Here is a 24,104-nt window from a genome sequence, read left to right on the forward strand (position 1 = left end):
ATACGAGATTAGAATAACGGTCTCGTGGGCTCGGGATGTGTATAAGAGACAGATTATTTTCATTTTATTTCATATTCATTATTAAATTCATAATAAATGGAGCAACCATCATCGCTGCCAAAATTAAAGCAACTATTTGCGCAATTTTTTGTTTTTTCATAAATTCCACCTCAATTTTATTCTAACACAAAAACTTATATTTGCATATTTTAAAATAATGCTATAATATATTTATAAAAATGGAGGATATTATGGCAGATTTAAAATTTGAAATTGTAGAAAGAATTGGTGTATTATCAACAAAGGCAAATAATTGGAATAAAGAATTGAATATTGTAAAATGGTCAGATTATGATGCAAAGTATGATATAAGAGAATGGAATCCTGACCACACTAGAATGAGTAAAGGTCTAACTTTTACTGAAGATGAGCTTAGAGTCCTACACGCTTTAATTGAAGATGAATTGAAGCAAATCGATTCTGAAAAGTAGGTTAAATTTTGAGGTTTATACATTCAGCAGATTTTCATTTGGGGATGCAATTCGAAAAATCCTCAATTCCACAATCTATGTCAAAATTAAGAAGACAAAGAATTTGGACTGCTGTTGAAAATTTGATTGATTTTAGTATTAAAAAAAGAGTGGACTTTATTTTTTTGAGTGGAGATATTTTTAATATTGAAAATTTTAATATTTCGGATATGAATAGACTAGTTGATTTATTTTCAAGAACCAATTCCCAAATTTGTATAATAGGAGGCAATCATGACCCTATATATAAAGAAAATTTATGGGATATGGTTGATTTGAGTAGTAATTTAAATATATTCAAAAAAGATTCACTTGAAAAGATTGAATTTGAAAATGTCGATGTCTATGGCATAAGTTACAATAAACATAACTATGACTATCTGGATATTTTCAATAATATTGCACTCGACAAAATGAAGACAAATATTTTGATGATTCACTCAGACTTATTAAACGAAAATAATAGATATATGTTTTTTAACGAAGACGAAGTCAACAAACTTGGATTTGACTATGTTGCATTGGGTCACATTCACAAACCTACTATTTTTAACGAAAAATTTGTTTATCCAGGCTCTATTGAACCTTTGAGTTTTAAAGAAAAAGGAACACACGGAGCTGTAATTGGAAGTATTGAGGATAATAAATTAGTAATAGATTTTTTGGATTGTTCTTGTTCGTATTTTGATGAGTTTGATTTTTTGATAGATGGAGATTTTAACTATTATGATTTGATAAATAGTCTATCATCTGTATTGTTGGATAATAAAAAAAATTATATTCGTATTAACCTAAAAGGACATCTTAAAGAAGGTTTTGATTTGGACATTGATTCATTACAAGAAAGTCTAAAAAAATACTGTGAATACATTGAAATCGTAGATTTAACTGAGTCTAATTTAGACATTGACAAAATTTATGAATTTAACAGGAATAATGTTTTGGGATATTTTATTGAAGAATCCAAAAAACTAGATGAAGATGACCCAATAATTAAAAGGGCGATTAAATTAGGAATTAATGCTTTGTTGGAGAATAATTTATGAAGTTAATTAGATTAGATTTAATATCATTTGGCAAGTTTAACAATTATACAATAAAATTTGATGATAAGTTTAATTTGGTATACGGATTAAATGAATCTGGAAAAACAACCATATCAAAGTTTATAGAAGGTGTTTTTTATGGATTTGTAAAACCTTATTTAAAGAGAACTGTTTATAGTGATGATTTTGAAAAATACAGACCATGGAACAGCGAAAATTATGAGGGAAGTATTTTAGTTGAGGAAGATGGAAAGAATTATGTAGTTTATAGAAATTTTAAGGAAAAATATTTCAACATATTCAATGAGACTACAGGGAAAAAGGAAACATTACTAGATGGATACAATGAGGATAACTTATCTTTTCCTGGAGAGTATTTTTTTAAAATGCCACTTGATATTTTTAAGTCGACTGAGTTTTCTAATTTAAGCGAATTTAATTATCAAAGCAATAACGTCAACTCAATTGTTGATATGCTTTTAAATTCAACTAACAATGATGATGAATCAATTTCATTCAAAAAAGCATTATTAAATCTTGAGAAGTTGAAATCAAATATAGGGACTCAGCAATCAAAAACTAAACCGCTTGGAAGTTTATATCAGAAAAAAACTGAGCTGGAGGCGGATATCAAGTCAATTTACGATGACAAAAAAGAATATGAGAAGAATCTAGAAAAATTAAATGAAGCAAAATTACATCATGAACAGTTATTGGATAATAAGGAAAAACTATCCCAAATAAACAAAAAAAAGAATTTGCAAAGAATTGAAGATGCGAAAAACTACAAAATGCAAGTTTTAAAAGATAAAGCTAATTTACTTGATGAATTATCCAATTTAAAATATATAAATGAGATTGATGAAAAATCAATAAATGATTTGGATAAGCAAAATAGAATATTAAATTCTAATAAAAATTCATTTAACGAATTATCAAAACAAAAAAAATTAATAAGTAAAGATTATTATCAATTAAAGGCTAAATTTAATAATTACGAAACAATTAGAGATTATATCTCAGAAATTGAAAATATTAATAAAAAATCTGATAAATTACAAAACAAAAAGATAAAGTTTCTCATTATATCTTTGTTTTTTTGTGTTTTGTTAGGTTTGGGTTTGTTTTTTGAAAGTGGCTTGACGAGTGTTATTATCGCTCCTATTACTTTTGTGGTTTTCTTCGCTTTGATTTTTACTTATTTTAATTTGAAGAAATTGTCATCTAATAGGCAAGTTAATAAAATAATTCAAAAGATTGGGAAAATAACTAATATAAGCTACAAAGATTATTCAGAGGTTGTAAAAGATTTTGGGAATAATGAAAATATTGAGAATAGTTTAAAATATTTAAAAAGTGTAGAAATGAAGTTAAATGATATAGATGATGAACTAGATTCAATATTACAAAAAGATGAAATTTCAAAAAGTAGAATAAATGATATCTTAAATTCTTCAAAAAAATTAAAAAAAATTGATGTAGATAATTACAGGATAAAAAAGCTTCAGTATGACCAATTGGCTCAAAGAATTGCTGACAAAGATGAACAGCTCAAGAAAATTTCTTCAGAATATGATTTTAGTATTCTTGCTGATGATTTACAGGGTAAAGATATAAAGTTAAATGAAAATGACATCAAAGATTCTAATGTTCTTGAACAAGAAATAAATGAATCAATTGAGGAAAATGCAAAGTTATTTGAGAAAACAAAAAGCTTAGAACGTTCTGTAACATCTCTATTGGAAAAAGAAGAACAGCTTTTTGATATAAAAGAAAATATTTCAAAGCTTGAAAATGAGATAAAATCCATTGAAATAGCAATGAATTTAATCAATAATAGCATCAATAAATTACACAAAAATTTTATTCCAAGAATCAACAAGAGAGTTTCAGATTTAATGACATATTCAACTAGCTTAAAAGACAGATTTAGAATAGATGAAAATTTAAAAGTAAATATATATGATGGAATAAAATTTTACGATGAGAAATATTTGAGTTCAGGTACATTTGATTTGTTATCCATATTTATAAGGATAAGTGTATTAGAAGAATTAATGGGGCTTGACTATATGATGATATTGGATGATTGTCTTGTGCAATTAGATGATGAAAGATATAAAAAGTGCCTTGACTTATTGTTCAAAATTTCATACAACAACCAGATAATTTTGTTTTCTTGTCAGAATAGAGATGAACAATTATTAAAAGAATTAGATATAATATATAAAAAAATAGAGCTAAAGTAATTATGATATACGCATTAGGAGATTTACATCTCGACTATACAAAAGCAAAATCAATGGATATTTTCGGCAATAATTGGAAAAATTATGAAGAAAAGATATTTGATAACTTATCAAAATTAAATAATGACGATATTCTATTAATTCCCGGAGATATAACATGGGCCATGCAGATGGATGAGGCTTATATAGATTTAAAAAGGATTGACGAAATGCCAGCTCAAAAAATTTTAACAAGAGGTAACCATGATTATTGGTGGGGTGGAATATCAAAGCTTAGAAAACTAGATTTAAAATCTATAAGTTTTATTCAGAATGATAGTATCGAGTTTACAGACTTGAACATATGTGGTTCAAGAGGCTGGCTGGATCCTTCAAACAAAGAAGCTACTGAAAAAGACGCCAAAATTTTTGAAAGAGAAATATTGAGAGTCAAAATGAGCCTGGATAGTGTTAAAAATGATAAGAAAATCATTATGATGCTTCACTATCCACCCTTTGATATAAATAAAAAGCCAAACGAATTGTTTAAATGTTTGAAAGAATACAATGTAACAGATTTAGTATATGGTCATCTTCATGGGTATGGACACATTAATATTGTGGAAGGATTGATTGACGGCATTAATGTGCATTGCGTGTCGTCTGATTATATTAATTTTAAAGCCAAACTAATAAGGAAATAATATGGAAAAAGAATTAGAATGTAAGGTTTTTACAGATGATTTTGAGGGATTACTCGATAAAGCTATATCATTAGGTGCAAAAAAAATATCTCATGAGTTTCAAGAAAACATATTGATAGAATCAAATAAATTTGATTTGATAAGCCAAGGCGATTATCTTAGGATTAGAATAACAAGGGATATTTTAAATAATATTCAAAAAAAATATTTGACTTATAAAAAAAGAATTAAAGATTGTAGCGTTAGACACTATGATGAGTACACGATTGAATTTGATAATGAGGATAATTTGAAAAATATATTAAATTTTGTTAATCTTGACAAACAATCTTCTTCGAAGAAAGAACGAATATCTTTTGAATTTCTAGGAGCTAGATTGGATTTTGACAGGTGGGAGAGAGAATTTTATCCTTATCCTTATCTAGAAATAGAGGTCAAAAATGAGAATCAGCTAAATGATATAGTAAAAAAATTAGACATCGACAAACAACAGATTTCAATGGAATCAATAAGCGAATTAAGAGCAAAGTTAAAAGGCAATCAGAAAGGATAGATTTTTAATGGCAAATAAAAAGCTAGTTGTAGTAGAATCTCCAACTAAAGCTAAAACAATACAAAAAATGTTAGGTTCTGGATACAAAGTCGTGGCTACTATTGGTCACTTACGAGACTTACCTAAAAGCAAAATTGGAGTAGATATTGAGAACGATTTTGAACCAGAATACATTAATGTAAGGGGTAAAGCAAAAGTTATAAATGAATTAAAAAAAGACTACAAAAATTCTCAAAAAATATTTTTAGCTACCGACCCTGATAGAGAAGGAGAAGCTATTTCGTGGCATTTGTGCTATCTGTTAGGAATTGATCCAAAAGAAAAAAACAGAGTTAAATTTCAGGAAATAACAAAAGACTCTGTAAAATTGGCGATAAAGAAACCTGAGGCTGTAGATTTAAAATTGGTTGATGCGCAACAAGCAAGAAGAGTTCTTGACAGAATTGTGGGTTACAGCATATCTCCATTACTATGGAAAAAGGTGAAATCAGGTTTAAGTGCGGGAAGAGTTCAGTCAGTAGCATTAAGACTTATTTGCGAACGAGAAGAAGAAATTAAAAATTTTATTCCCGAAGAATACTGGACAATTCATGCACAATTTTTAAAGGACAATTTAGAATTTGATAGTGAACTCTATTATCAAAAAAAAGATACCTCTAATAAAATTGAAATAAAAACCGAAGCAGAAGCTGATAAAATATTAAATGATTTGGGAAAAGAGTTTGTAGTAGATTCCATTAAACAACAAAAAAAATCCAGAAAACCATATGCGCCTTTTACTACATCAACTTTGCAACAAGAAGCATACAAAAAATTATATTTTCAAACAGCAAAAACAATGAGAGTTGCACAACAACTGTACGAAGGAATTAATATCGGAAGTGAAGGCTCCGTTGGTCTTATTACTTATATGAGAACTGACTCAACAAGAATATCAAAAGTCTGCATTGGCGATTGTCTAGAAATTATCAACGAATTGTATGGCAAAGAATATCTAACTAAAGGATACGATTATTCAAAAAAGAAAAAAGGCTCGCAAGATGCACATGAAGGTATAAGGCCTTCATCAGTAAAAAGAATACCAAATGAAATAAAGAGATATTTAACAGATGACCAATATAAATTATACAAATTGATTTGGGAAAGAACTATTGCAAGCCAAATGAAAGATGCTAAATATCTTTCTACATCAATTGAGCTTTCTAATAATGATTATATTTTTAAATCTAGTGGTAATGTAGTTTTGTTTGACGGATTTACAAGAGTCTACTCTCTCAATACAAAAGACAGTGAATTTCCAGAGTTAAAAGTTAAAGAAATAATAACATCAAATAACATTGATAAAAAACAACATTTTACGAAACCAAAACCAAGATATACAGAAGCAAGTTTAGTTAAAACATTAGAAGAGGATGGAATTGGACGACCAAGTACTTACGCATCAATTATAAGTAGTTTATTAGCTAGAAATTATGTTGAATTAAAAGAAAAGAAATTTTACACTACAGAAATTGGTGAAAAAGTCTGCGAATTTGTAATAAAATATTTTGATTCAATTATAAATGAAAAATTTACTGCTGAAATGGAAGAAGAATTGGATAATATTGCCGAAAAAGATGTGGAATGGAAAAAAGTCATACGTGATTTCTATAATAATTTCAATGACGACCTCCAAAAAGCAAAAAATGGGCAAGATAAATTTAAAGTAAAAGATGAACCAATTGGAAGAAAATGCCCAGAATGTGGAAATGAATTGGTAATAAAACATGGAAGAAACGGTAAGTTTATAGGATGCAGTTCTTTTCCAGATTGTAAATACACAGAAACTATCGTTAAAGATACTAAGGTAAAGTGTCCGAAATGTGGCTCAAGAATAATTGAAAAAGTATCAAAAAGAGGTAAAGTTTTTTACGGATGTGAAAATTATCCGAATTGTGATTTTGCGTTGTGGGATAAACCGACAGGAGAAGTTTGCCCGAAATGTGGAAGTCTAGTTGTTCACAGAAAAAACAGAAGGGGAGAATCAACTCTTTGTTCAAATGAAAATTGTGACTATAAAAAGCTTGAAAAATAAAAATATGTATGATATACTCTTTAAGTAAAACACACAATTGATGATACAAATGCAGTTGCTTAATTGTCGTATTTGTAAGTGATTCAATTGGAGGAAATAAACGGAGGTAAAAAAGTATGTCAGTAGTATCAATGAAATCATTGCTAGAAGCTGGGGTTCACTTTGGACATCAAACAAGAAGATGGAACCCAAAAATGTCAAAATTTATATTTACAGAAAGAAATGGAATCTATATTATAGATTTACAAAAAACTGTTAAACAAATTGATGACGCTTATAATTTTGTTAGAGACATAGTTGCTGATGGTGGAGAAGTTCTATTTGTAGGAACAAAAAAACAAGCACAAGAAGCTATAGAAACAGAAGCAAAAAGATGTGGACAACATTTTGTAAGCCAAAGATGGTTAGGTGGTATGTTAACAAACTACAAAACTATCAAAACTAGAATTAACAGACTTCACAAATTATATGAAATGGAAGAAGATGGAACTTTCGATCTTTTACCTAAAAAAGAAGTAAGTCAATTAGAAAGAGAAAGAGAAAAACTGGAAAAGAATTTAGGCGGTATTCAAAAAATGAATAAAATGCCAGGCGTTCTTTTTGTAGTTGATCCTAAAAAAGAATATATCGCTGTTCACGAAGCAAAAATATTGGGCATTCCTGTTGTTGGTATAGTTGACACTAATTGTGACCCAGATGAATTGGATATAGCCATTCCTGGAAATGATGACGCAATTAGAGCCGTAAAACTTTTGACATCAACAATCGCAGATGCTGTTATTGAAGCAAATCAAGGTCGTGAAGATTCAGAAGAAGTTTATTCTGAAACTGAAGAAGAAACAGATGAAATTGAAATAGAAGAATCAGTATCAGAAGAAGATTTGAAAGAATTTGTTGAAAATTCTGAAGATAGTTCAGACGAAGAATAATAATGTTTAAGCGACAGTTAAACTGAAAATTAAATAAATGTTTGACGGTCGCTTTTTATTTTAATTGGAGGTTATAAAATGGCACAAATTACTGCTAGTATGGTAAAAGAATTAAGAGAAAAAACTGGTGCGGGAATGATGGACTGCAAAAAAGTTCTATCAGAAGCAGATGGAAATATTGACAAAGCAATTGACCTTTTAAGAGAAAAGGGACTTGCTGGAGCAGAAAAAAAAGCTGGAAGATTAGCTTCAGAAGGTTTAGTTGAAACATATATTCATGGTGGAAAAATTGCAGCTATAGTTGAAGTAAATTCAGAAACAGACTTTGTAGCTAAAAATGAAGAATTTAAAAACTTTGCAAAAGACGTAGCTATGCAAGTTGTTGCATCTAATCCTAAATATGTTAGTCGTGAAGAAGTTCCTGCTGAAGAAGTAGAAAAAGAAAAAGAAGTTTTGGTTCATCAAGCATTAAATGAAAATGAAGGCAAAAAAGTTCCAGAAGATAAGGCTAGAATGATTGCTGAAAAGAAAGTTGAAGGAAGAATAAATAAATTTTATTCACAAATATGCTTGTTAGAACAACCTTTCATCAAGGACCCAAGTAAAACAGTTGAACAATTACTAACAGATTTAATTGCTAAGATTGGTGAAAACATTAAAATTCGTAGATTTTCTAGATTTGAAGTTGGAGAAGGATTAGAAAAGAAGAACGAAGATTTCGCTGAAGAAGTAAAAAAACAAATGGGAAAATAAAATTTTGCTGCAATTTTCTAATTGCAGCTTTTTTCTTATACATATTTTGTATTGATTTTAAAATATTAATTTGGTATGATTAATTAAAGAAAACCTTATTATCTATAGGAGGCAACTTTGAATTTAAAATATAAAAGAGTTTTATTGAAATTGAGTGGCGAAGCACTTAGCGGCGACAAGGGACATGGTTTAGATGACGACATTATAGAAAGTATTTGTGATTCTATAAAAGAAGTTCATTCTGAGGGATTGGAAATTGCAATTGTTGTTGGTGGTGGAAATTTTTGGAGGGGTCGTTCCTCAAAAATTGACAGAGCTACTTCGGATTCAATGGGTATGTTAGGAACAACAATAAATGCTTTAAGATTGCAAGCATCATTAGAATCCAAGGGGATTCAAACTAGAGTGCAAACAGCTATCGATATGAAGCAAGTAGCTGAACCATATATCAGAAGAAGAGCGATAAGGCACATAGAAAAAGGTAGAATTGTCATATTTGCAGCAGGAACTGGTCTGCCTTATTTTTCAACTGATACTACCGCTGCATTAAGAGCCGTTGAAATTAATGCAGATGTTATTCTAGCTGGAAAAAGAGGAACTGATGGTATATATGATTCAGATCCAAATATGAATAAAAAAGCTGTTAAATTTGATAAACTAACATATATTGATATTTTAAATAAAGGGTTAGGCATAATGGATGCGACAGCAACTTCGTTATGTATGGAAAATAATATGCGATTAGTAGTATTCGGTATAGATGACCCGAATAACATAATTAGAGTTTCTCATGGAGAAAATATCGGAACAATCGTAGAGGGGGATAAGAATGAGTAAACAATTATTAAAAGATATGCAAGAAAAAGCTGATAAAACATTACATGCGTTAAGGGAAGAATTAAAGACGGTTAGAGCAGGAAGAGCTAATCCTAGTATTTTGGATAATATAATGGTAAGTTATTATGGAACTTTAACGCCATTAAAACAAGTAGCAACAATTTCAGCTCCTGAAGCAAGATTGCTTACTATTCAACCTTGGGACAAGTCAATAATGAAGGATATTGAAAAAGAAATCCTAGGTTCTAACTTAGGCATAACTCCTTCAAATGATGGAAATATTATTAGATTACCGTTTCCTCAATTAACTGAAGACAGAAGAAAAGAATTGACTAAAGTTGTTAAGGAATACGGCGAAAAATCAAAAATCACAATTAGAGCAATAAGAAGAGATTGCGTTGATGATGCTAAAAAAATGGAAAAGAATTCTGAAATTTCAGAAGATGATTTGCATTCAATATTAGAAGAAATACAAAATTTAACTGATAAGTTGACTAAAGAAGTAGATAAAATTGTTTCTGACAAAGAGACAGAATTGATGGAAATCTAAAAAATAATAGTGGATAACAGATTTTTTAAAAATACTATGAATTTTAAAAAAATTCATAGTATTTTTTTTATTGTGAGATAAAAAATGAAATTATGACAAAAATGTTACAATTATTACTTTTTTGAAACCGATTTGTAACTTTTTTGTTGTTTTTTCTTGACATATTTTTGTAATTCTTTTAATATAAATTTAAGATGTATTAGGAGGAAGTTTATATGAACAAGAAAGGACTTGGCTTATCTATAGGATTAGCTTCAGTCATAGCGGTAGGAACTTTTGTATCGCCATACATGAGTTCTACAACTTTAACTGCACATAAGACAAATGTAGTGAAAGGTTCAAATACACATAAATATTCTACTGCCCTTAAGACTGAAAAAAATTTATCTAAAAAATTTGAAAATCAAAACAAAGAAAAAGCTCTTAATGAAATTAGAAATGCTCAAGTAAGAAATGTGTTAAACGATTCTAATAAATCTAATAACAAAAGAGCGTATGTTTCAAATTTAAATAACACTACAACATTAGCTGCAGCAAATAATTCTAATAATACTGAAAGAAATAATGACAAAAAAATAGAGCACAAAAATGTCGTTAAGAAAACAACTGTAAATAGATTAGCTAAAACTGACTTAAATAATGAATCAAAAAAAATTGATGTTAAATCACAATTAAATCACAGTGAAAAGAAAGTCTTGAAAGCAGAAAAGGCCGAAGTTGCCGCATTAACTCTTTCAAGAGATAAAGATAGTGAAGAAGAAAAAATTTATTCTAATATTACCAAATCAACTACTGGAGACTTATTTGTAAGAGAGAAAGCGGATAAAAATTCTGAAGTAATAGGAGTTTTACCTAAAGATAGCAAGGTTGTTATTAAGGATAATGATAATAATGAATGGGCTAAAATACAGTATAAAAATAAAGAAGCCTATATTAGCAAAGATTATTTATCAAATAAAAAATTAGACAAAAATGATAAAACAGAACCTGCTGAGGCCTCTAAATCAGCAAAAAAAGCTAAGCAAATAGATATGTGGGTTAAGTCACCGGTATATTTAAGAAGTGATAAATCTATCAATTCTAGAAAATCTAGTGTTTTGCAAAAGAACACAAAAATCAGTGGAGTAATTGAAGATGGATGGTTTAAGACTACAAACAATGGAAAAGTTGGTTATGTAAGTATTAACTATTTATCAAACAAGAAAATAGATTCAGACACAAAAAAAATTGAATCCACAAGAAAGGTGAACTTAAAAAATGATTTAAGTTCTTCTAAAAAAGTTGATTCGAATAAATTTGAGGGTTCAAAGTATACAGGATATATTTCAGAATCGGTAAATGTTAGAGATAAAGATAGTATGGATTCAAATGTTGTTTCAGTACTAGAAAAAGGTTCAAAAATTACTGGACTTAAAAATAAACATTGGATAAAACTTTCAGATGGAAAATTTATTTCTTCAAAATTTGTACAAGATAATGAAGTTGTAACGAATGATAATAAATCGTCAGACAGTCAAAATATTTATAGTAATCTTCCAAAAACAAGAGTTCAAAGAACAAACGAATCAGGTTCAGGTAGTGCGATTGCACAAGCTGCGTATAATTATTTAGGAGAAAAATACGTATGGGGTTCAGCACAACCTGGAGTAGGTTTTGATTGTTCTGGATTAACCAGTTACTTATATAATAAGGTTTGTGGAGTTTCTTTGTATAGAAATTCTGCTGCACAATCAAATAATGGATATCCAGTCAGCAAGGATAATTTAAAGCAAGGAGACCTTTTGTTCTTCAGTACAAATGGTTCAGGTAGTATTTCGCATGTTGGAATTTATGTTGGAAATGGCAAAATGATTCATGCTTCTACACCTGCTACTGGTGTTATTATTTCAGACATAGATTCAAATTACTATTCAGATACTTTTGTAACGGCTAGAAGAATATTAAATTAATAAAAATAAGCTATTAGCATATGTTAATAGCTTTTTTTATTGGACGAAATAATAATAAGTGTGATATCATATAATATATAGATTAAAGAGGCGCAATATGAATTTTAAATTTTCGAAAGAAAAAATTTTTGTTGCAGTTGCAATAGTAATTTTGGCCGCAATCGGATTTTTTAAATCAAGTAGTGACAATTTGGACAACCATCAGATTGATAAAATTGAAGATAATAATTCATTCGAAACTACCAAAAATGAATCAAATTCAACTGATAAAAAGGAAGATGATTCTGTTAAAATGTGTCATATAGATGGTTGCGTTAACAAACCAGGTGTTTATTCGTTTAAAAAGGATGACAGATTAAAAGATATTATTCAAATGGCTGGAGGATTAACTAAAGAAGCTGACACAAAAAGTGTTAATCTTGCAATGAAATTAAAGGATGAGATGAAAATACATATTCCATCTGAAAAAGAAGTTAAAGATGTTAGTATTTCAAATAATAATGTCAATAACGTTGATGTAAAAACGAATAGTTCAAATGAATTAGTAAATATTAATACGGCTGATAGTGCAAAGCTAGAAACTTTGCCAGGAATTGGACCATCTAAAGCAAAAAAAATTATTGATTTCAGAGAAAAAAACCAATTCAAATCTATTGAAGAAATCAAAAATGTTGATGGTATTGGTGATAAAACTTTTGAATCATTAAAAAATTTAATAACAGTAGATTAAAGGAGATAAAATGTTAGACAAAAAGTACAAAACAATCAAACCAGAAGACGTAAAATTAACAGAGTTCACACAAACTGCGGGATGTGCAGCAAAGATTGGACCAGGGAAATTGGCAGAAGTATTGAGCCATTTGGAAAAGGTAAATGATGACAACTTAATAGTTGGATTGGACACTAGCGATGATTGTGCTGTATACAAAGTAAGAGATGATTTGTGTATCATTCAATCATTGGATTTCTTCACGCCAATAGTAAATGACCCTTATACATTTGGTCAAATAGCTGCAACTAATTCATTAAGTGATTTATATGCTATGGGTTCAGATCCACTTTTAGCGTTAAACATTGTTTGTTTTTCAGATTGTATGAATCAAGATGTTCTAGTTGAAATTCTTAAAGGTGGAGCTGACAAAGCAAAAGAAGCCGGATGTTTACTTGTTGGTGGACATACAATACAAGATGATGAACCAAAATATGGATTATCCGTTACAGGAATTAATCATCCAAGTAAAGTTTGGGCAAATTCGACAGCTCAAAAAGGCGATGTTTTAGTATTGACTAAAAAAATAGGCGTTGGTATTATAAATACAGCTATAAAGGGTGGACTTGAAAATAAAAAATTATTTGATGAGGCTATAAAATCAATGACTACTTTGAACAAATACGCTAAGGAAGCTTGCGAAGGATTGGATGTTCATGCTGCAACAGATGTTACAGGCTTTGGTTTGTGTGGTCATGCATTAGAAATGGCTAAAGGTTCAAATTTAACAATAGAAATTGATACTAAGAAGTTACCTATATTTGATGGAGTGGAAGAATTTATCAATTTAGGATTGGTTCCAAAGGGAGCTTATGATAACAGAAACTTTATAAGAAATGATGTAAAAATCAGCAAAAATATTCCAAGTTTTATGGATGATTTGGTATTTGACCCTCAAACATCTGGTGGTTTGTTGATTTCATTATCAGAAGATGAAGCTAATAAACTTGTAGAAAAGCTACACAAACAAGGTCAAGTAGGTAATATAATAGGAAAAGTGAAAGCGAAAACAGAACATTTTATTGAAGTAATTTAGACGACTTTATGAAATTAAGAATATTATTAGTGTTTCCATCTAGTGTTTATAAAGATGAGATAATTTTGAATTTTTCTAGTGACGAAAACTATGAAGTATCAGAATGTTCTAACATACAAGATGCACTTGAAAAACTTAAAAAAAGTTATTTTGACTTTTTGCTTTGTGATATGAATTTTTCAGATGGAACAGGACTGGATTTTAAAAAGGAAATAAGCAAATTATATTCTATTCCAACAATATTTGTAAGTGACGAATCTGATGATATGAAAAAGATATTAGCCCTAGAATATGGAGCAGATGACTATGTGGTATATCCATTCAATATGTTGGAATTAAAGGCAAGGATTAGAGCTGTACTAAGAAGAACGACATCCAAATTAAATGAGGATAAAAGCGACAGCAATATACTTGAAGTAGGTGGATTCCAATTTAATTTAATAACTAGAAGAGTTACAAGAAATGGTGACAATATAGAGTTAACAGGTAGAGAATTTGAATTATTGTATGCTTTGGTTGTCAATAAAGATAAAGTGTTATCTAGAAAAGAATTAGCTACTAAATTATGGGATGATGCTTCAGCTCACATAAGAACTGTTGATGTCCATATAAAAAGACTAAGAGAAAAGATTAAGGATAATGAATCTTTGATTATAAGAACAAAATGGGGAGAAGGATATTACTTCTCTTCAAATATTAAAAATTAAACTGCTTGTAAAAGCAGTTTAATTATTTATGGAGGAAATATGTATCAAACAGATATACCAAAAAAGAATCAATTAATTGCAAAAATTACAACAAATTTTGGAGATATTGAAGTGTGTTTATTCGAGCAAGAAGCTACTAAATGTGTTGAAAATTTTGTAACTCATGCTAAGAATGGATATTACGATAATACTGTTTTTCATAGAGTAATTAAAGACTTTATGATTCAAGGGGGAGATCCATTGGGTAGTGGATATGGAGGAAATAGTATTTGGAATAAATCATTCGGCGATGAATTTTCCGATAAACTAAAAAATATTAGAGGAGCGTTGTCCATGGCAAATTCAGGACCTAACACTAATGGCTCTCAATTTTTTATAGTACAAAATACAAAAATTAAAAATGATTATTTAAAGTATTTGGACAACTGTGAATTAGATGACGAACAAAAATCATATTATAAAGAAAATGGAGGTTGCTTCTGGTTAGATGGAAAACACTCCGTTTTTGGACAAGTTTTGAATGGTATGGAAATCGTAGATAAAATCGCAGAAGTTAGAACAGATAATATGGATAGACCAGTAGAAGATGTAGTGATAAATTCTATCGAAATTTACAGGTATCAATAATATGCATCAATATAAAGGAAAATTAATTGTTCACACTGGTTCTATGTTTTCTGGAAAGACATCAAGTCTTTGGAAAGAGGTAAATAGATTTAGGATTGCCAAATACAAAGTTGCGGTATTTAAACCGAAAATGGATTCTAGATATTCAAAAGAAAAAGTCGTCACTCACGATAAAAACGAAATGGAAGCTATAAATGTGGATGGGATAGAAGAAATAGTAGAATATACAAAAACACATGATGTAAATGTCATTGCAATTGATGAAGTACAATTTATAAATTCTAAACCAAAAATATTTACAGACAATATCAACTTTCTTTTAGAAAATGGATATACAATTATTGTTGCTGGATTGGATATGGATTATGAGGCTAAGCCATTTCAATTAGTAAAAGAACTATTACCAATCTGTGACTATTTAGAAAAACACCATGCTGTATGCGCTATTTGTGGTAATGATGCATGGGTTAGTTATCGTATTTCAGATGACAAGAATAGAATTCAATTGGGAGCAAGTGAAACTTATCAACCATTGTGTCGAAAACATTATATAGAAAAAATGAGAGACAAAAAAATATCAGAACTTCAAACAACATATTTAAAGAAAGAAGATAAAAATAAAAACACAATTTAGTTCGTACTAAATTGTGTTTTTGCTATTCTGGGTAAATTAAGTTTTGTTTTGTAATTGAGTTTAAAACTTTAAGATATTTACTAGCGTAATATTTTGCCATATTCAAATTCATATCAGAATAATTTCCACAATCTTTTGCAGATTGCCCAGGAATAACTCCTTCAAAGTTTTTTATAAATAAAAATACTTCCTTTATTAAATCCACAATATCTTCTGATTTTTTATCACCTAATAAAATCAAATAAAATCCAGTTCTACATCCCATAGGTCCAAAATATATTACTTCGTTTTCTAATTTGTTTCTTAAAAAAGTTGCACCTAAATGCTCTATAGCGTGAACTTCTGCGGTATTCATTACAGGTTCTCTATTAGGCGCTGTCATTCTTAAATCAAATGTTGTTAAAACATTGTTATCTAAATAGTCCTTCCTTGAAACATAGATTCCAGGAAGTAATTCTAAGTGATTTATTTTGAAACTTTCTATTTTATTCATAATTCCTCCTAAATAAAATTTAAAGGGTCTTTTTGTATCGATGAGGATATAATTAATCCTATTGAAATTAAGTTTATTATTTGAAAAGTACCACCATAACTGAAAAATGGTAGTGGGATTCCAGTGATTGGCATAACTCCAATAGTCATGCCTATGTTTTCAAAAATATGAAATAAAAACATTGCTGAAAAACCCATTGTTAATAATTTTGAATACAAATTATCTGAATTTTGTGCTATAATAACACATCTGTATAGCATAAATCCATATAAACCGATTAGTAAAATTCCTCCTATCAATCCAAATTCTTCTACTAAAACAGCAAAAATAAAGTCTGTTTGTTTTTCCGGAATGAAATTGTATTGACTTTGTACTCCCTGTAAGAAGCCCTCTCCGGTAATTTTACCGGAACCTATTGCTATTTTCCCTTGAAGTGCTTGCCAACCAGTATTAGACAAATCCCTTTCTGGATGTAAAAAATTCAAAATCCTGTCTCTTTGAAATTGGTCTAACCTAAAATATACAAATGGTATACTGATTATTCCAAGAATAAATGCGCCTAAAATATATTTCCAATCTATGCCAGCACTAAATAACATCACTATAATTATAAAAGTATAAACCATTGCGGTACCAGCATCAGGTTGTTTTAGAATCAATAATACTGGAGTAAAAGCAAATATCAAAACTTTTAAAAGTGTCTTAGGGTTATTTAAAGTGTTTTTATTATTTTCAATTATTTTTGCAAGAGAAATTACCAACACAATTTTAGTTATTTCGGATGGCTGAAAGTTTATAGGACCAAATTTGAACCAACTTCTAGCACCCCATTCATCACCAACTCCTAAAAACAGAACCAAAACCAACAATAAGTTTGAAATCACATACATTGGAATATAGAATCTTTTAATTGTTTGAATATCGATTGAAATGATAAATAACACAACTAACAATCCTATAATTGTTGCAATCATTTGTTTTCTAAAGTAATGATTCGATAAACTTGAACCTGCACTAAATAATACAACCAAACCATAAATTACAAGTATAAATATACTTAATAATAATAGCTTGTCCATTTTATTTATATTTTTCTTATTAATATTAAACATGCCTCACATCCTCAAATAGTATTATAACATAACTAATTGCAAAGGTGTGATATAATAATGGTTCAGGGGGTAGATATGAATAGAATTGGATGTCACTTGACAATTTCAAAAGGTCTTAACAAAACTATAGAAAATTGCAATAAAACAAAAGCAAATACATTTCAGTTTTTTCCAAGAAACCCAAGAGGCTCTAAATCGAGAGTAATATCATCAGAAGAAATTTCAAATTTTCTAAAATTAAGAGAAAAATTTGATATAGATGATATAGTTTGTCATGGGGCATATACGATGAATTTGTGTAGTGATAGAGAAGATTTAAGACAATTAGCAATAAAACTCATAAACGATGATTTGAAAAAAATAAAGGATATGAAAATAGATAGATATGTTTTGCACCCAGGGAGTCACAAAAATCAAGGTGAAGAGATAGGATTGAATTACATTGTTCAAGGTCTAAATAAAATAGATTTATTTGATAATCAGATGATTTGTTTAGAGACAATGAGTGGAAAAGGAACAGAACTTGCTACTAATATAGACCAGATAAAATATATAATTGATAATTGTCAAAATGATTTATATGTTTGCATTGACAGTTGCCATTTATTTAGTTCTGGAATTGATTTAGATAGTTTTGATAAGTATTTGAATGAATTTGATGAGAAAATAGGGGTAGAAAAAATTAAAGTTATTCATTGTAATGATTCTAAGATGCCAATGGGTTCCAATAAAGACAGACACGAAAAATTTGGAGAAGGATTTATTGGCAAGGAAAGCTTGTTTAATGTTATTTTAAATGACAAACTAAAAGATATACCAATTATTCTTGAAACGCCTAATGTGTTAGACGGATACAAAAAAGAGATAGAACTAATAAGGAGAAGGGCTAATGAATTATGATTATGTGAATAAAATTTTAGATGATTTGGAAAGTTTATATCCAAACGCGAAAGCACAATTAAACTTCACAAATGCTTTTGAATTATTGATAGCGACGATATTATCTGCTCAATGTACTGATGTTAGGGTGAATAAAGTTACAGATATTTTATTTAAAAAATTTAATACACCAAAATCAATAATGGATTTGGGAGTCGACGGTTTATCTAAATATATAAAAAGTTGTGGATTATACAAAAATAAATCGAAAAATATTATAGCTACTTGCAATGTACTTTATAATGATTTTAATTCACAAGTTCCTGATAATTTAAAAGATTTGATGTCTTTGCCGGGGGTTGGAAGAAAAACGGCTGACGTAGTTTTGAGTAATGCGTTTGGAATACCTGCAATAGCTGTAGATACTCATGTTTTTAGAGTTACAAATAGAATAGGAATAGTAAATGAAAAAGATGTATTGAGTACTGAAATATCATTAATGAAAGTTATTCCTAAAAAGAGATGGTCAAAGAGTCATCATTTGTTTATTTGGCATGGTAGAAATTTGTGCAAAGCAAGAAATCCAAAATGTGAAGAATGTATTTTGAATGATAGATGTGGATTTTTTAATTCACAAAATATTTAAAAACTATTGACATATATTTCTATTGATGTTATTATAGTAAAAATAAATCAAAGGAGATAGTTATGTTAAAGAATAGAAATTTAATTAACGCAGATGATTTTAATTTGGAAGAGGTTAATGAAATATTAAGTTTGGCAGAAGAAATAATAAAGAGTCCTTCTGATTTTTCTAGTTTATGTAAAGGAAAAATCTTAGGGACTCTTTTTTTTGAGCCTTCAACTAGAACAAGGCTTAGTTTTGAGTCAGCAATTCACAGATTGGGAGGGGATTGTATAGGATTTTCAGAGAGTGCAAGTTCATCTACATCAAAAGGTGAATCACTAGCAGATACTATCAGAACAGTTTCTAACTATACAGACATTATAGCAATGAGAAATCCAAAAGAAGGCTCATCCGTTTTGGCAAGTGGTTATTCTGATGTGCCATTAATTAATGCAGGAGATGGAGGCCATCAGCACCCAACTCAAACTCTTACAGATTTATTGACAATTTGGATGACAAAGAAAAAATTGGATAATATGACAATTGGTTTGTGTGGGGATTTAAAATTTGGAAGAACTGTCCATTCATTGATAAAAGCAATGTCAAGATATGAGAACAATAAATTCATATTAATATCTCCAAACGAACTACAAGTTCCAGATTATATCAAAATATTCTTAAAATCAAAGAACATAGAATTTGAAGAAGTAGAAAAAATGGAAGATGTAATTGGAAAATTAGATATTTTATATATGACAAGAGTTCAAAAAGAAAGATTCTTTAACGAAGCAGACTATGTAAGATTAAAAGATTCATACATTTTGGATAATGAAAAAATGAAATTAGCAGGCAAAGATTTAGCGGTTCTACATCCATTACCAAGAGTTAACGAAATTGCAACTGAAGTTGATAGTGACCCTAGAGCAGTTTATTTTAAACAAGTTAGATATGGCGTAATTGTAAGAATGGCTTTGATTTTAAAATTATTAGGAGTGAGATAATGTTAAATATAAATAGTATTGAAAAAGGTATAGTAATAGACCATATTAAATGTGGAATGGGATATAAGATTTTCCAATTATTAAAACTAGACAAAGCTGATTATACAGTCGCTTTGATAATGAACGCTCAATCAGAAAAATTGGGAAGAAAAGATATGATTAAGATTGAAAATGTTATAGATATAGATTTTGATATACTTGGTATTTTTGACGACAATATGACAGTAAATATTATTGAGAATGAAAAAATAAAAGAAAAAATCAACTTAAAACTTCCTAATCATATAGAAGGGTTTATAAAATGTAAAAACCCTAGATGTATAACTCAAACAGAAAGAAACATCGTGCACAGATTTAGCTTAGTTGACAAACAAACAAGAACATATAAATGTGATTACTGTGACCATTTGTATAATGTGGAGGAATAATGAAGCTACTTCTTAAAAATTGTCACATAATTGATAGAGATAAGGATATATTCTCAGATATATTGATTGAAGAAGGAAGAATCAAATCAATTGGTAAAATTATCGAAAAAACAGATAAAATTATCGATATAAATAACAAAATTGTAATGCCAGGATTTATTGACTTGCATACACACTTTAGATATCCAGGGCAAGAAGAAAAAGAAGACTTGTATACCGGAAGTTTGTCTGCGTTAGCTGGAGGTTATACTAGCTGTAACTTAATGGGAAATACTAATCCAGTTGTTGACAATAACGATGTCTATAATCAAATAATAAACAAATCAAAAGAAATTGGGCTAATCAATATATACCAGTGTATGGCAACAACCAAAGGTCTAAAATCTGAAAATATGATAAACTTTGAAAAAGCAGATGATAAAATAAAATTTTTCAGTGAAGATGGAAAAGGGCTTACAAATTCATTTCTTGCATTTAATATTTTTGAAAATATAAAAAAAATAAACAAAGGAATTATGATTCATGCTGAGGACCATAATCTAACAAAAACATCTACTAGATATGCGGAAGATTTAGAAACTATAAGAGATTGTTATTTAAGTTTAAAAACAGGTTGTCGAGTTCATTTTTGTCATGTAAGTACAGTAGATTCATTGGAAGCTATAAAATTTTATAAAGCAAAAAATGCGCCAATAACTTGTGAAGTAACTCCTCACCATTTGTACATGAAAGATAGTGATTATAGAGTAAATCCTTCTATTAGAAAACAAGAAGATATAGATTGCATAATAAAAATGATAAAAAATTCCACGGTAGATGCGATTTCAACAGACCATGCTCCACACACAAAGCAAGATAAGGAAAATGGTGCTTGTGGTATGATAGGATTAGAGACATCTTTCAATATTGCATATAAAGTTTTACATGAACAAAATAATATTTCATTGAATAAGATATCTGAATTGATGAGTTATAATCCAGCAAAAATCTTGAAAATAAATAAAGGGATTATAAATCCTACTTTTGATGCTGATTTAGTAGTTGTCGATTTGGATAAAACAATTAAAGTTGAAAAATTTAATTCGAAATCTAGTAATTCTCCATTTATTGGTGAAACATTTAAAGGCAGCATTGAAATGACTATTGTAAATGGTGATATCAAATTTGAGAAAGGGGTTAAAAATGATAATAGATAAACTTTCTAAAAGAATACATGAAAGATCTATAGTTTGTGTGGGGTTAGATACAAGCACAGATTATGTCCCAGAAAATATGAAAAATGGAAAGAAAATTAGCGAATATTTATTTGATTTTAACAAAGAAATTATAGACAGTACAAAGGACTTAGTTGCATGTTTCAAAGTTCAAATCGCTTATTATGAAGCTTGTGGTATAGAAGGCTTGATTGCTTACAAGAATACTCTTAAATATTTAAAAGAAAATGACTTAATTTCAATTGCTGATGTCAAAAGGGGAGATATCGCAAATACTGCAAAGGAATATGCAAAAGCACACTTTGAAGGAGATTTTGAAGCTGATTTCATAACAGTTAATCCATTTATGGGTTATGATACGTTAGAACATTATTTAACATATCTTGAATCAAAAGAAAAAGGAATATTCGTTCTAATGAGAACTTCAAATCCTGGTTCGAAAGATATTCAATATAAAGATTATAAGGGAACTCCTCTTTATTATGAAATAGGAGATAATTTAAATAAAATTGCAAAAAATTATCTTGGAGATTGTGGATTGAGTTCTTTAGGATTTGTAGTTGGAGGAACTCAAAGTGAAAATGCCAATGTAATAAGAGATAGATATAAAAACATAATGTTTTTAATACCTGGTTATGGAGCCCAAGGTGCAAAACCAGAAGATATAAGAATTTACTTGGATAATTTTGAAAAAGGAATTGTAAATTCATCTCGTGGAATAATATTAAATTATAGAAAATTTGAGGATGGAGAAAAAAATATTGGAAAATATGCAAGAATAGCTGTCCAAAATATGAGAAAGGATATCTACGGTGAATAAATACATAAATTGCGAAATAATAACAAATTCAGAAATAAGCGATGGAATATTTAAATTGGTTTTAAAAGGTAACTTTAATGGAAATCCTGGTCAATTTTATATGATAAGAGCGTGGGATGAGTCGCCGCTACTTCCTAGGCCATTGAGTATTTGTGATTTAGATGAAAAGAGCATAACTTTTTTATATGCAGTAGTAGGAAGAGGGACTTCAATACTATCATCATTAAGAATAGGAGAAAAATTAAAAATTTTAGGTCCGCTTGGAAATGGATTCGAACTACATCCAGAAGCTAAATGTGCAATAGTTGCAGGTGGTATAGGCATAGCACCAATGAAATTCCTATCAAGAAAACTAAAAAATGTTGATTTGTATGTCGGATATAGGAATACTCACTTTATGGATGATGAGATTTTAAACAAAAATCAGACGTTTATTTCAACGGAAGATGGTTCGATTGGATTTAAAGGATACATAACAGATTTTGTAAAAGATGAGTATGATTTCATTTATGCTTGTGGACCAAACCCTATGATGAACTCATTGAAAAAAAGAAATTTAAAAGCTATAGAATTTTACTCATTAGAAGCTCATATGGCTTGTGGAATAGGAGCTTGCTTAGGCTGTATTGTAAACACAACAAATGGTTTAAAAAGAGTGTGTAAAGATGGACCTGTTTTTGAAAAAAATGAGGTGATATTCGATGCTTAAGACAAATTTTTGTGGAGTAGAATTTAAAAACCCGGTTGTCGGAGCTTCGGGTACATTTGGTTTTGCTAAAGAGTATGAAAATTTTACAGATTTAAATAAACTTGGTGGAATTTCAACAAAAGGACTCACAATAAAACCCAAAAACGGAAATACTGGATTAAGAATTTATGAAACGTCGTCAGGAATAATGAATAGCATTGGTTTACAAAATCCATCGGTACAAGAATTTATAAATAAAGATTTGGATTTTATGATGTCGTTAAATACTGTAACAATAGCAAATATCGGTGGTTCAGATATAAAAAGTTATGTTGACGCAGTGGAACTAATTTCCACTACTGATATTAAAATAATTGAACTGAATATTTCTTGTCCAAATGTAAAAGAAGGTGGAATGGCTTTTGGAATTAAATGTGATGTTGCTGAAAAAGTCGTATCGGAAGTTAGAAAACACACAAATAAAATTCTAATGGTCAAATTATCACCGAACGCGAATGATATTGTAGAAATGGCTAAAGTTTGTGAAGGTTCAGGTGCCGATGCTGTTAGTTTGGTAAACACATTTAATGCACTGGCTATTGACATTAATAAAAGAAAGCCAGTATTTGACAACATAACTGCAGGACTATCTGGACCTTGTATTAAGCCAATAGCATTGAGAATGTGCAGAGATGTATGCAAAGCTATAAAAATCCCGGTTTGTGGTATGGGAGGAATACAAAATTACAAAGACGCATTGGAATATATTATGGTAGGGTGCCATTTGATACAAGTAGGCACTGCTAATTTTATCAATCCAAATGTTATGGTAGAAATTGCTGATGGAATTGAAAATTATTTAAAGGAAAACAAAATAAAATCTCTTGATGAGATTAGAAATATTATTTAGGAGGA

Annotated in this window: 26 protein-coding genes; 24 read left to right on the forward strand and 2 right to left on the reverse strand. The window is 29.2% G+C overall.

From position 1 onward, the window contains the following. Window positions 1-251: 251 nt before the first annotated feature. The 16 genes from Q0X02_RS01810 to Q0X02_RS01885 all read left to right on the forward strand — a co-directional run bounded on the left by Q0X02_RS01810 (window position 252) and on the right by Q0X02_RS01885 (window position 15,926). Window positions 252-491: a YdbC family protein gene (locus Q0X02_RS01810; RefSeq protein ID WP_297810671.1), complete on the forward strand. Its 240-nt coding sequence runs from the start codon at window positions 252-254 to the stop codon at window positions 489-491. Window positions 492-499: 8 nt separating this feature from the next. Then, window positions 500-1,576, forward strand: a complete 1,077-nt coding sequence (locus Q0X02_RS01815) for a DNA repair exonuclease (RefSeq protein WP_297810674.1) — start codon at window positions 500-502, stop codon at window positions 1,574-1,576. Beyond that, window positions 1,573-3,825: an ATP-binding protein gene (locus Q0X02_RS01820; protein WP_297810677.1), complete on the forward strand. Its 2,253-nt coding sequence runs from the start codon at window positions 1,573-1,575 to the stop codon at window positions 3,823-3,825. Before Q0X02_RS01815 ends, Q0X02_RS01820 begins: the two co-directional genes overlap by 4 nt. Window positions 3,826-3,827: 2 nt before the next feature. Then, complete coding sequence (locus Q0X02_RS01825) at window positions 3,828-4,508, forward strand: metallophosphoesterase (RefSeq protein WP_297810679.1); 681 nt, start codon at window positions 3,828-3,830, stop codon at window positions 4,506-4,508. Window position 4,509: 1 nt separating this feature from the next. After that, the gene (locus tag Q0X02_RS01830) at window positions 4,510-5,061 is read left to right on the forward strand and encodes a class IV adenylate cyclase (RefSeq protein WP_297810682.1); all 552 of its coding nucleotides are present in this window, start codon (window positions 4,510-4,512) and stop codon (window positions 5,059-5,061) included. A gap of 7 nt (window positions 5,062-5,068) precedes the next feature. Then, window positions 5,069-7,135, forward strand: coding sequence for a type I DNA topoisomerase (topA, locus tag Q0X02_RS01835; RefSeq protein WP_297810685.1), 2,067 nt, complete (start codon window positions 5,069-5,071; stop codon window positions 7,133-7,135). Between the two features lie 116 nt (window positions 7,136-7,251). After that, window positions 7,252-8,064, forward strand: coding sequence for a 30S ribosomal protein S2 (gene rpsB / locus Q0X02_RS01840; RefSeq protein WP_297810688.1), 813 nt, complete (start codon window positions 7,252-7,254; stop codon window positions 8,062-8,064). Window positions 8,065-8,142: 78 nt separating this feature from the next. Beyond that, on the forward strand, window positions 8,143-8,817 hold the full coding sequence (tsf, locus tag Q0X02_RS01845; protein WP_297810691.1) for a translation elongation factor Ts: 675 nt from the start codon (window positions 8,143-8,145) through the stop codon (window positions 8,815-8,817). Between the two features lie 117 nt (window positions 8,818-8,934). Next, a complete protein-coding gene (pyrH, locus tag Q0X02_RS01850; RefSeq protein ID WP_297810694.1) occupies window positions 8,935-9,654 on the forward strand; it encodes a UMP kinase in 720 nt (239 codons plus the stop codon). Next, entirely contained in the window at window positions 9,647-10,204 is a 558-nt protein-coding gene (gene frr, locus Q0X02_RS01855) for a ribosome recycling factor (protein ID WP_297810696.1), read from the forward strand. The genes pyrH and frr overlap by 8 nt, the downstream gene beginning before the upstream one ends. Before the next feature lie 215 nt (window positions 10,205-10,419). Beyond that, window positions 10,420-12,153, forward strand: a complete 1,734-nt coding sequence (locus tag Q0X02_RS01860) for a C40 family peptidase (protein WP_297810699.1) — start codon at window positions 10,420-10,422, stop codon at window positions 12,151-12,153. 97 nt (window positions 12,154-12,250) lie between these two features. Continuing rightward, window positions 12,251-12,883, forward strand: coding sequence for a helix-hairpin-helix domain-containing protein (locus Q0X02_RS01865; protein ID WP_297810702.1), 633 nt, complete (start codon window positions 12,251-12,253; stop codon window positions 12,881-12,883). Between the two features lie 10 nt (window positions 12,884-12,893). Beyond that, window positions 12,894-13,958 (forward strand): selenide, water dikinase SelD, encoded by a 1,065-nt coding sequence (gene selD / locus Q0X02_RS01870; protein ID WP_297810705.1) that lies wholly within the window; start codon window positions 12,894-12,896, stop codon window positions 13,956-13,958. Between the two features lie 65 nt (window positions 13,959-14,023). Beyond that, window positions 14,024-14,665 (forward strand): response regulator transcription factor, encoded by a 642-nt coding sequence (locus Q0X02_RS01875; protein WP_297810708.1) that lies wholly within the window; start codon window positions 14,024-14,026, stop codon window positions 14,663-14,665. A 39-nt stretch (window positions 14,666-14,704) separates the two neighbouring features. Next, window positions 14,705-15,292, forward strand: coding sequence for a peptidylprolyl isomerase (locus tag Q0X02_RS01880; RefSeq protein WP_297810711.1), 588 nt, complete (start codon window positions 14,705-14,707; stop codon window positions 15,290-15,292). 1 nt (window position 15,293) lies between these two features. Then, complete coding sequence (locus Q0X02_RS01885; protein WP_297810714.1) at window positions 15,294-15,926, forward strand: thymidine kinase; 633 nt, start codon at window positions 15,294-15,296, stop codon at window positions 15,924-15,926. Between the two features lie 22 nt (window positions 15,927-15,948). Here Q0X02_RS01885 and Q0X02_RS01890 read toward each other — a convergent pair whose 3' ends face one another. Together Q0X02_RS01890 and rodA are read right to left on the reverse strand one after the other, a co-directional pair. Next, window positions 15,949-16,419 (reverse strand): S-ribosylhomocysteine lyase, encoded by a 471-nt coding sequence (locus Q0X02_RS01890; RefSeq protein WP_297810716.1) that lies wholly within the window; start codon window positions 16,417-16,419, stop codon window positions 15,949-15,951. An 8-nt stretch (window positions 16,420-16,427) separates the two neighbouring features. Further along, window positions 16,428-17,531, reverse strand: coding sequence for a rod shape-determining protein RodA (rodA, locus tag Q0X02_RS01895; protein WP_297810719.1), 1,104 nt, complete (start codon window positions 17,529-17,531; stop codon window positions 16,428-16,430). Between the two features lie 75 nt (window positions 17,532-17,606). Between rodA and Q0X02_RS01900 the strand changes: the two genes are divergently transcribed. The 8 genes from Q0X02_RS01900 to Q0X02_RS01935 all read left to right on the forward strand — a co-directional run bounded on the left by Q0X02_RS01900 (window position 17,607) and on the right by Q0X02_RS01935 (window position 24,099). Continuing rightward, complete coding sequence (locus tag Q0X02_RS01900; RefSeq protein ID WP_297810722.1) at window positions 17,607-18,431, forward strand: deoxyribonuclease IV; 825 nt, start codon at window positions 17,607-17,609, stop codon at window positions 18,429-18,431. Continuing rightward, window positions 18,421-19,056, forward strand: coding sequence for an endonuclease III (nth, locus tag Q0X02_RS01905; protein ID WP_297810725.1), 636 nt, complete (start codon window positions 18,421-18,423; stop codon window positions 19,054-19,056). The genes Q0X02_RS01900 and nth overlap by 11 nt, the downstream gene beginning before the upstream one ends. A 62-nt stretch (window positions 19,057-19,118) precedes the next feature. Beyond that, window positions 19,119-20,039 (forward strand): aspartate carbamoyltransferase, encoded by a 921-nt coding sequence (gene pyrB, locus Q0X02_RS01910; RefSeq protein ID WP_297810727.1) that lies wholly within the window; start codon window positions 19,119-19,121, stop codon window positions 20,037-20,039. Continuing rightward, a complete protein-coding gene (locus tag Q0X02_RS01915; protein ID WP_297810731.1) occupies window positions 20,039-20,467 on the forward strand; it encodes an aspartate carbamoyltransferase regulatory subunit in 429 nt (142 codons plus the stop codon). Before pyrB ends, Q0X02_RS01915 begins: the two co-directional genes overlap by 1 nt. After that, window positions 20,467-21,663 carry a dihydroorotase gene (locus tag Q0X02_RS01920; protein WP_297810734.1) on the forward strand — a complete coding sequence of 399 codons (1,197 nt, stop codon included), beginning with the start codon at window positions 20,467-20,469 and terminating at the stop codon, window positions 21,661-21,663. Before Q0X02_RS01915 ends, Q0X02_RS01920 begins: the two co-directional genes overlap by 1 nt. Next, on the forward strand, window positions 21,650-22,501 hold the full coding sequence (gene pyrF / locus Q0X02_RS01925) for an orotidine-5'-phosphate decarboxylase (RefSeq protein WP_297810736.1): 852 nt from the start codon (window positions 21,650-21,652) through the stop codon (window positions 22,499-22,501). Before Q0X02_RS01920 ends, pyrF begins: the two co-directional genes overlap by 14 nt. Beyond that, window positions 22,494-23,210, forward strand: a complete 717-nt coding sequence (locus tag Q0X02_RS01930) for a dihydroorotate dehydrogenase electron transfer subunit (RefSeq protein WP_297810738.1) — start codon at window positions 22,494-22,496, stop codon at window positions 23,208-23,210. The genes pyrF and Q0X02_RS01930 overlap by 8 nt, the downstream gene beginning before the upstream one ends. After that, window positions 23,203-24,099, forward strand: coding sequence for a dihydroorotate dehydrogenase (locus Q0X02_RS01935; RefSeq protein ID WP_297810741.1), 897 nt, complete (start codon window positions 23,203-23,205; stop codon window positions 24,097-24,099). The genes Q0X02_RS01930 and Q0X02_RS01935 overlap by 8 nt, the downstream gene beginning before the upstream one ends. The last annotated feature ends 5 nt before the right edge of the window (window positions 24,100-24,104 follow it).

Origin of the sequence: uncultured Finegoldia sp. (assembly GCF_947252345.1) — a bacterium.
In the GTDB taxonomy this organism is placed as follows: domain Bacteria; phylum Bacillota; class Clostridia; order Tissierellales; family Peptoniphilaceae; genus Finegoldia.

What these genes read in the sequence shown, in the direction of transcription:
- Q0X02_RS01810 (WP_297810671.1), top strand. Translation starts at nt 252, where the DNA reads ATGGCAGATTTAAAATTTGAAATTGTAGAAAGAATTGGTGTATTATCA.
- Q0X02_RS01820 (WP_297810677.1), top strand. Translation starts at nt 1,573, where the DNA reads ATGAAGTTAATTAGATTAGATTTAATATCATTTGGCAAGTTTAACAAT.
- Q0X02_RS01825 (WP_297810679.1), top strand. Translation starts at nt 3,828, where the DNA reads ATGATATACGCATTAGGAGATTTACATCTCGACTATACAAAAGCAAAA.
- Q0X02_RS01830 (WP_297810682.1), top strand. Translation starts at nt 4,510, where the DNA reads ATGGAAAAAGAATTAGAATGTAAGGTTTTTACAGATGATTTTGAGGGA.
- topA (WP_297810685.1), top strand. Translation starts at nt 5,069, where the DNA reads ATGGCAAATAAAAAGCTAGTTGTAGTAGAATCTCCAACTAAAGCTAAA.
- rpsB (WP_297810688.1), top strand. Translation starts at nt 7,252, where the DNA reads ATGTCAGTAGTATCAATGAAATCATTGCTAGAAGCTGGGGTTCACTTT.
- tsf (WP_297810691.1), top strand. Translation starts at nt 8,143, where the DNA reads ATGGCACAAATTACTGCTAGTATGGTAAAAGAATTAAGAGAAAAAACT.
- frr (WP_297810696.1), top strand. Translation starts at nt 9,647, where the DNA reads ATGAGTAAACAATTATTAAAAGATATGCAAGAAAAAGCTGATAAAACA.
- Q0X02_RS01860 (WP_297810699.1), top strand. Translation starts at nt 10,420, where the DNA reads ATGAACAAGAAAGGACTTGGCTTATCTATAGGATTAGCTTCAGTCATA.
- Q0X02_RS01865 (WP_297810702.1), top strand. Translation starts at nt 12,251, where the DNA reads ATGAATTTTAAATTTTCGAAAGAAAAAATTTTTGTTGCAGTTGCAATA.
- selD (WP_297810705.1), top strand. Translation starts at nt 12,894, where the DNA reads ATGTTAGACAAAAAGTACAAAACAATCAAACCAGAAGACGTAAAATTA.
- Q0X02_RS01880 (WP_297810711.1), top strand. Translation starts at nt 14,705, where the DNA reads ATGTATCAAACAGATATACCAAAAAAGAATCAATTAATTGCAAAAATT.
- Q0X02_RS01885 (WP_297810714.1), top strand. Translation starts at nt 15,294, where the DNA reads ATGCATCAATATAAAGGAAAATTAATTGTTCACACTGGTTCTATGTTT.
- Q0X02_RS01890 (WP_297810716.1), bottom strand. Translation starts at nt 16,419, where the DNA reads ATGAATAAAATAGAAAGTTTCAAAATAAATCACTTAGAATTACTTCCT.
- rodA (WP_297810719.1), bottom strand. Translation starts at nt 17,531, where the DNA reads ATGTTTAATATTAATAAGAAAAATATAAATAAAATGGACAAGCTATTA.
- Q0X02_RS01900 (WP_297810722.1), top strand. Translation starts at nt 17,607, where the DNA reads ATGAATAGAATTGGATGTCACTTGACAATTTCAAAAGGTCTTAACAAA.
- nth (WP_297810725.1), top strand. Translation starts at nt 18,421, where the DNA reads ATGAATTATGATTATGTGAATAAAATTTTAGATGATTTGGAAAGTTTA.
- pyrB (WP_297810727.1), top strand. Translation starts at nt 19,119, where the DNA reads ATGTTAAAGAATAGAAATTTAATTAACGCAGATGATTTTAATTTGGAA.
- Q0X02_RS01915 (WP_297810731.1), top strand. Translation starts at nt 20,039, where the DNA reads ATGTTAAATATAAATAGTATTGAAAAAGGTATAGTAATAGACCATATT.
- Q0X02_RS01920 (WP_297810734.1), top strand. Translation starts at nt 20,467, where the DNA reads ATGAAGCTACTTCTTAAAAATTGTCACATAATTGATAGAGATAAGGAT.
- pyrF (WP_297810736.1), top strand. Translation starts at nt 21,650, where the DNA reads ATGATAATAGATAAACTTTCTAAAAGAATACATGAAAGATCTATAGTT.
- Q0X02_RS01935 (WP_297810741.1), top strand. Translation starts at nt 23,203, where the DNA reads ATGCTTAAGACAAATTTTTGTGGAGTAGAATTTAAAAACCCGGTTGTC.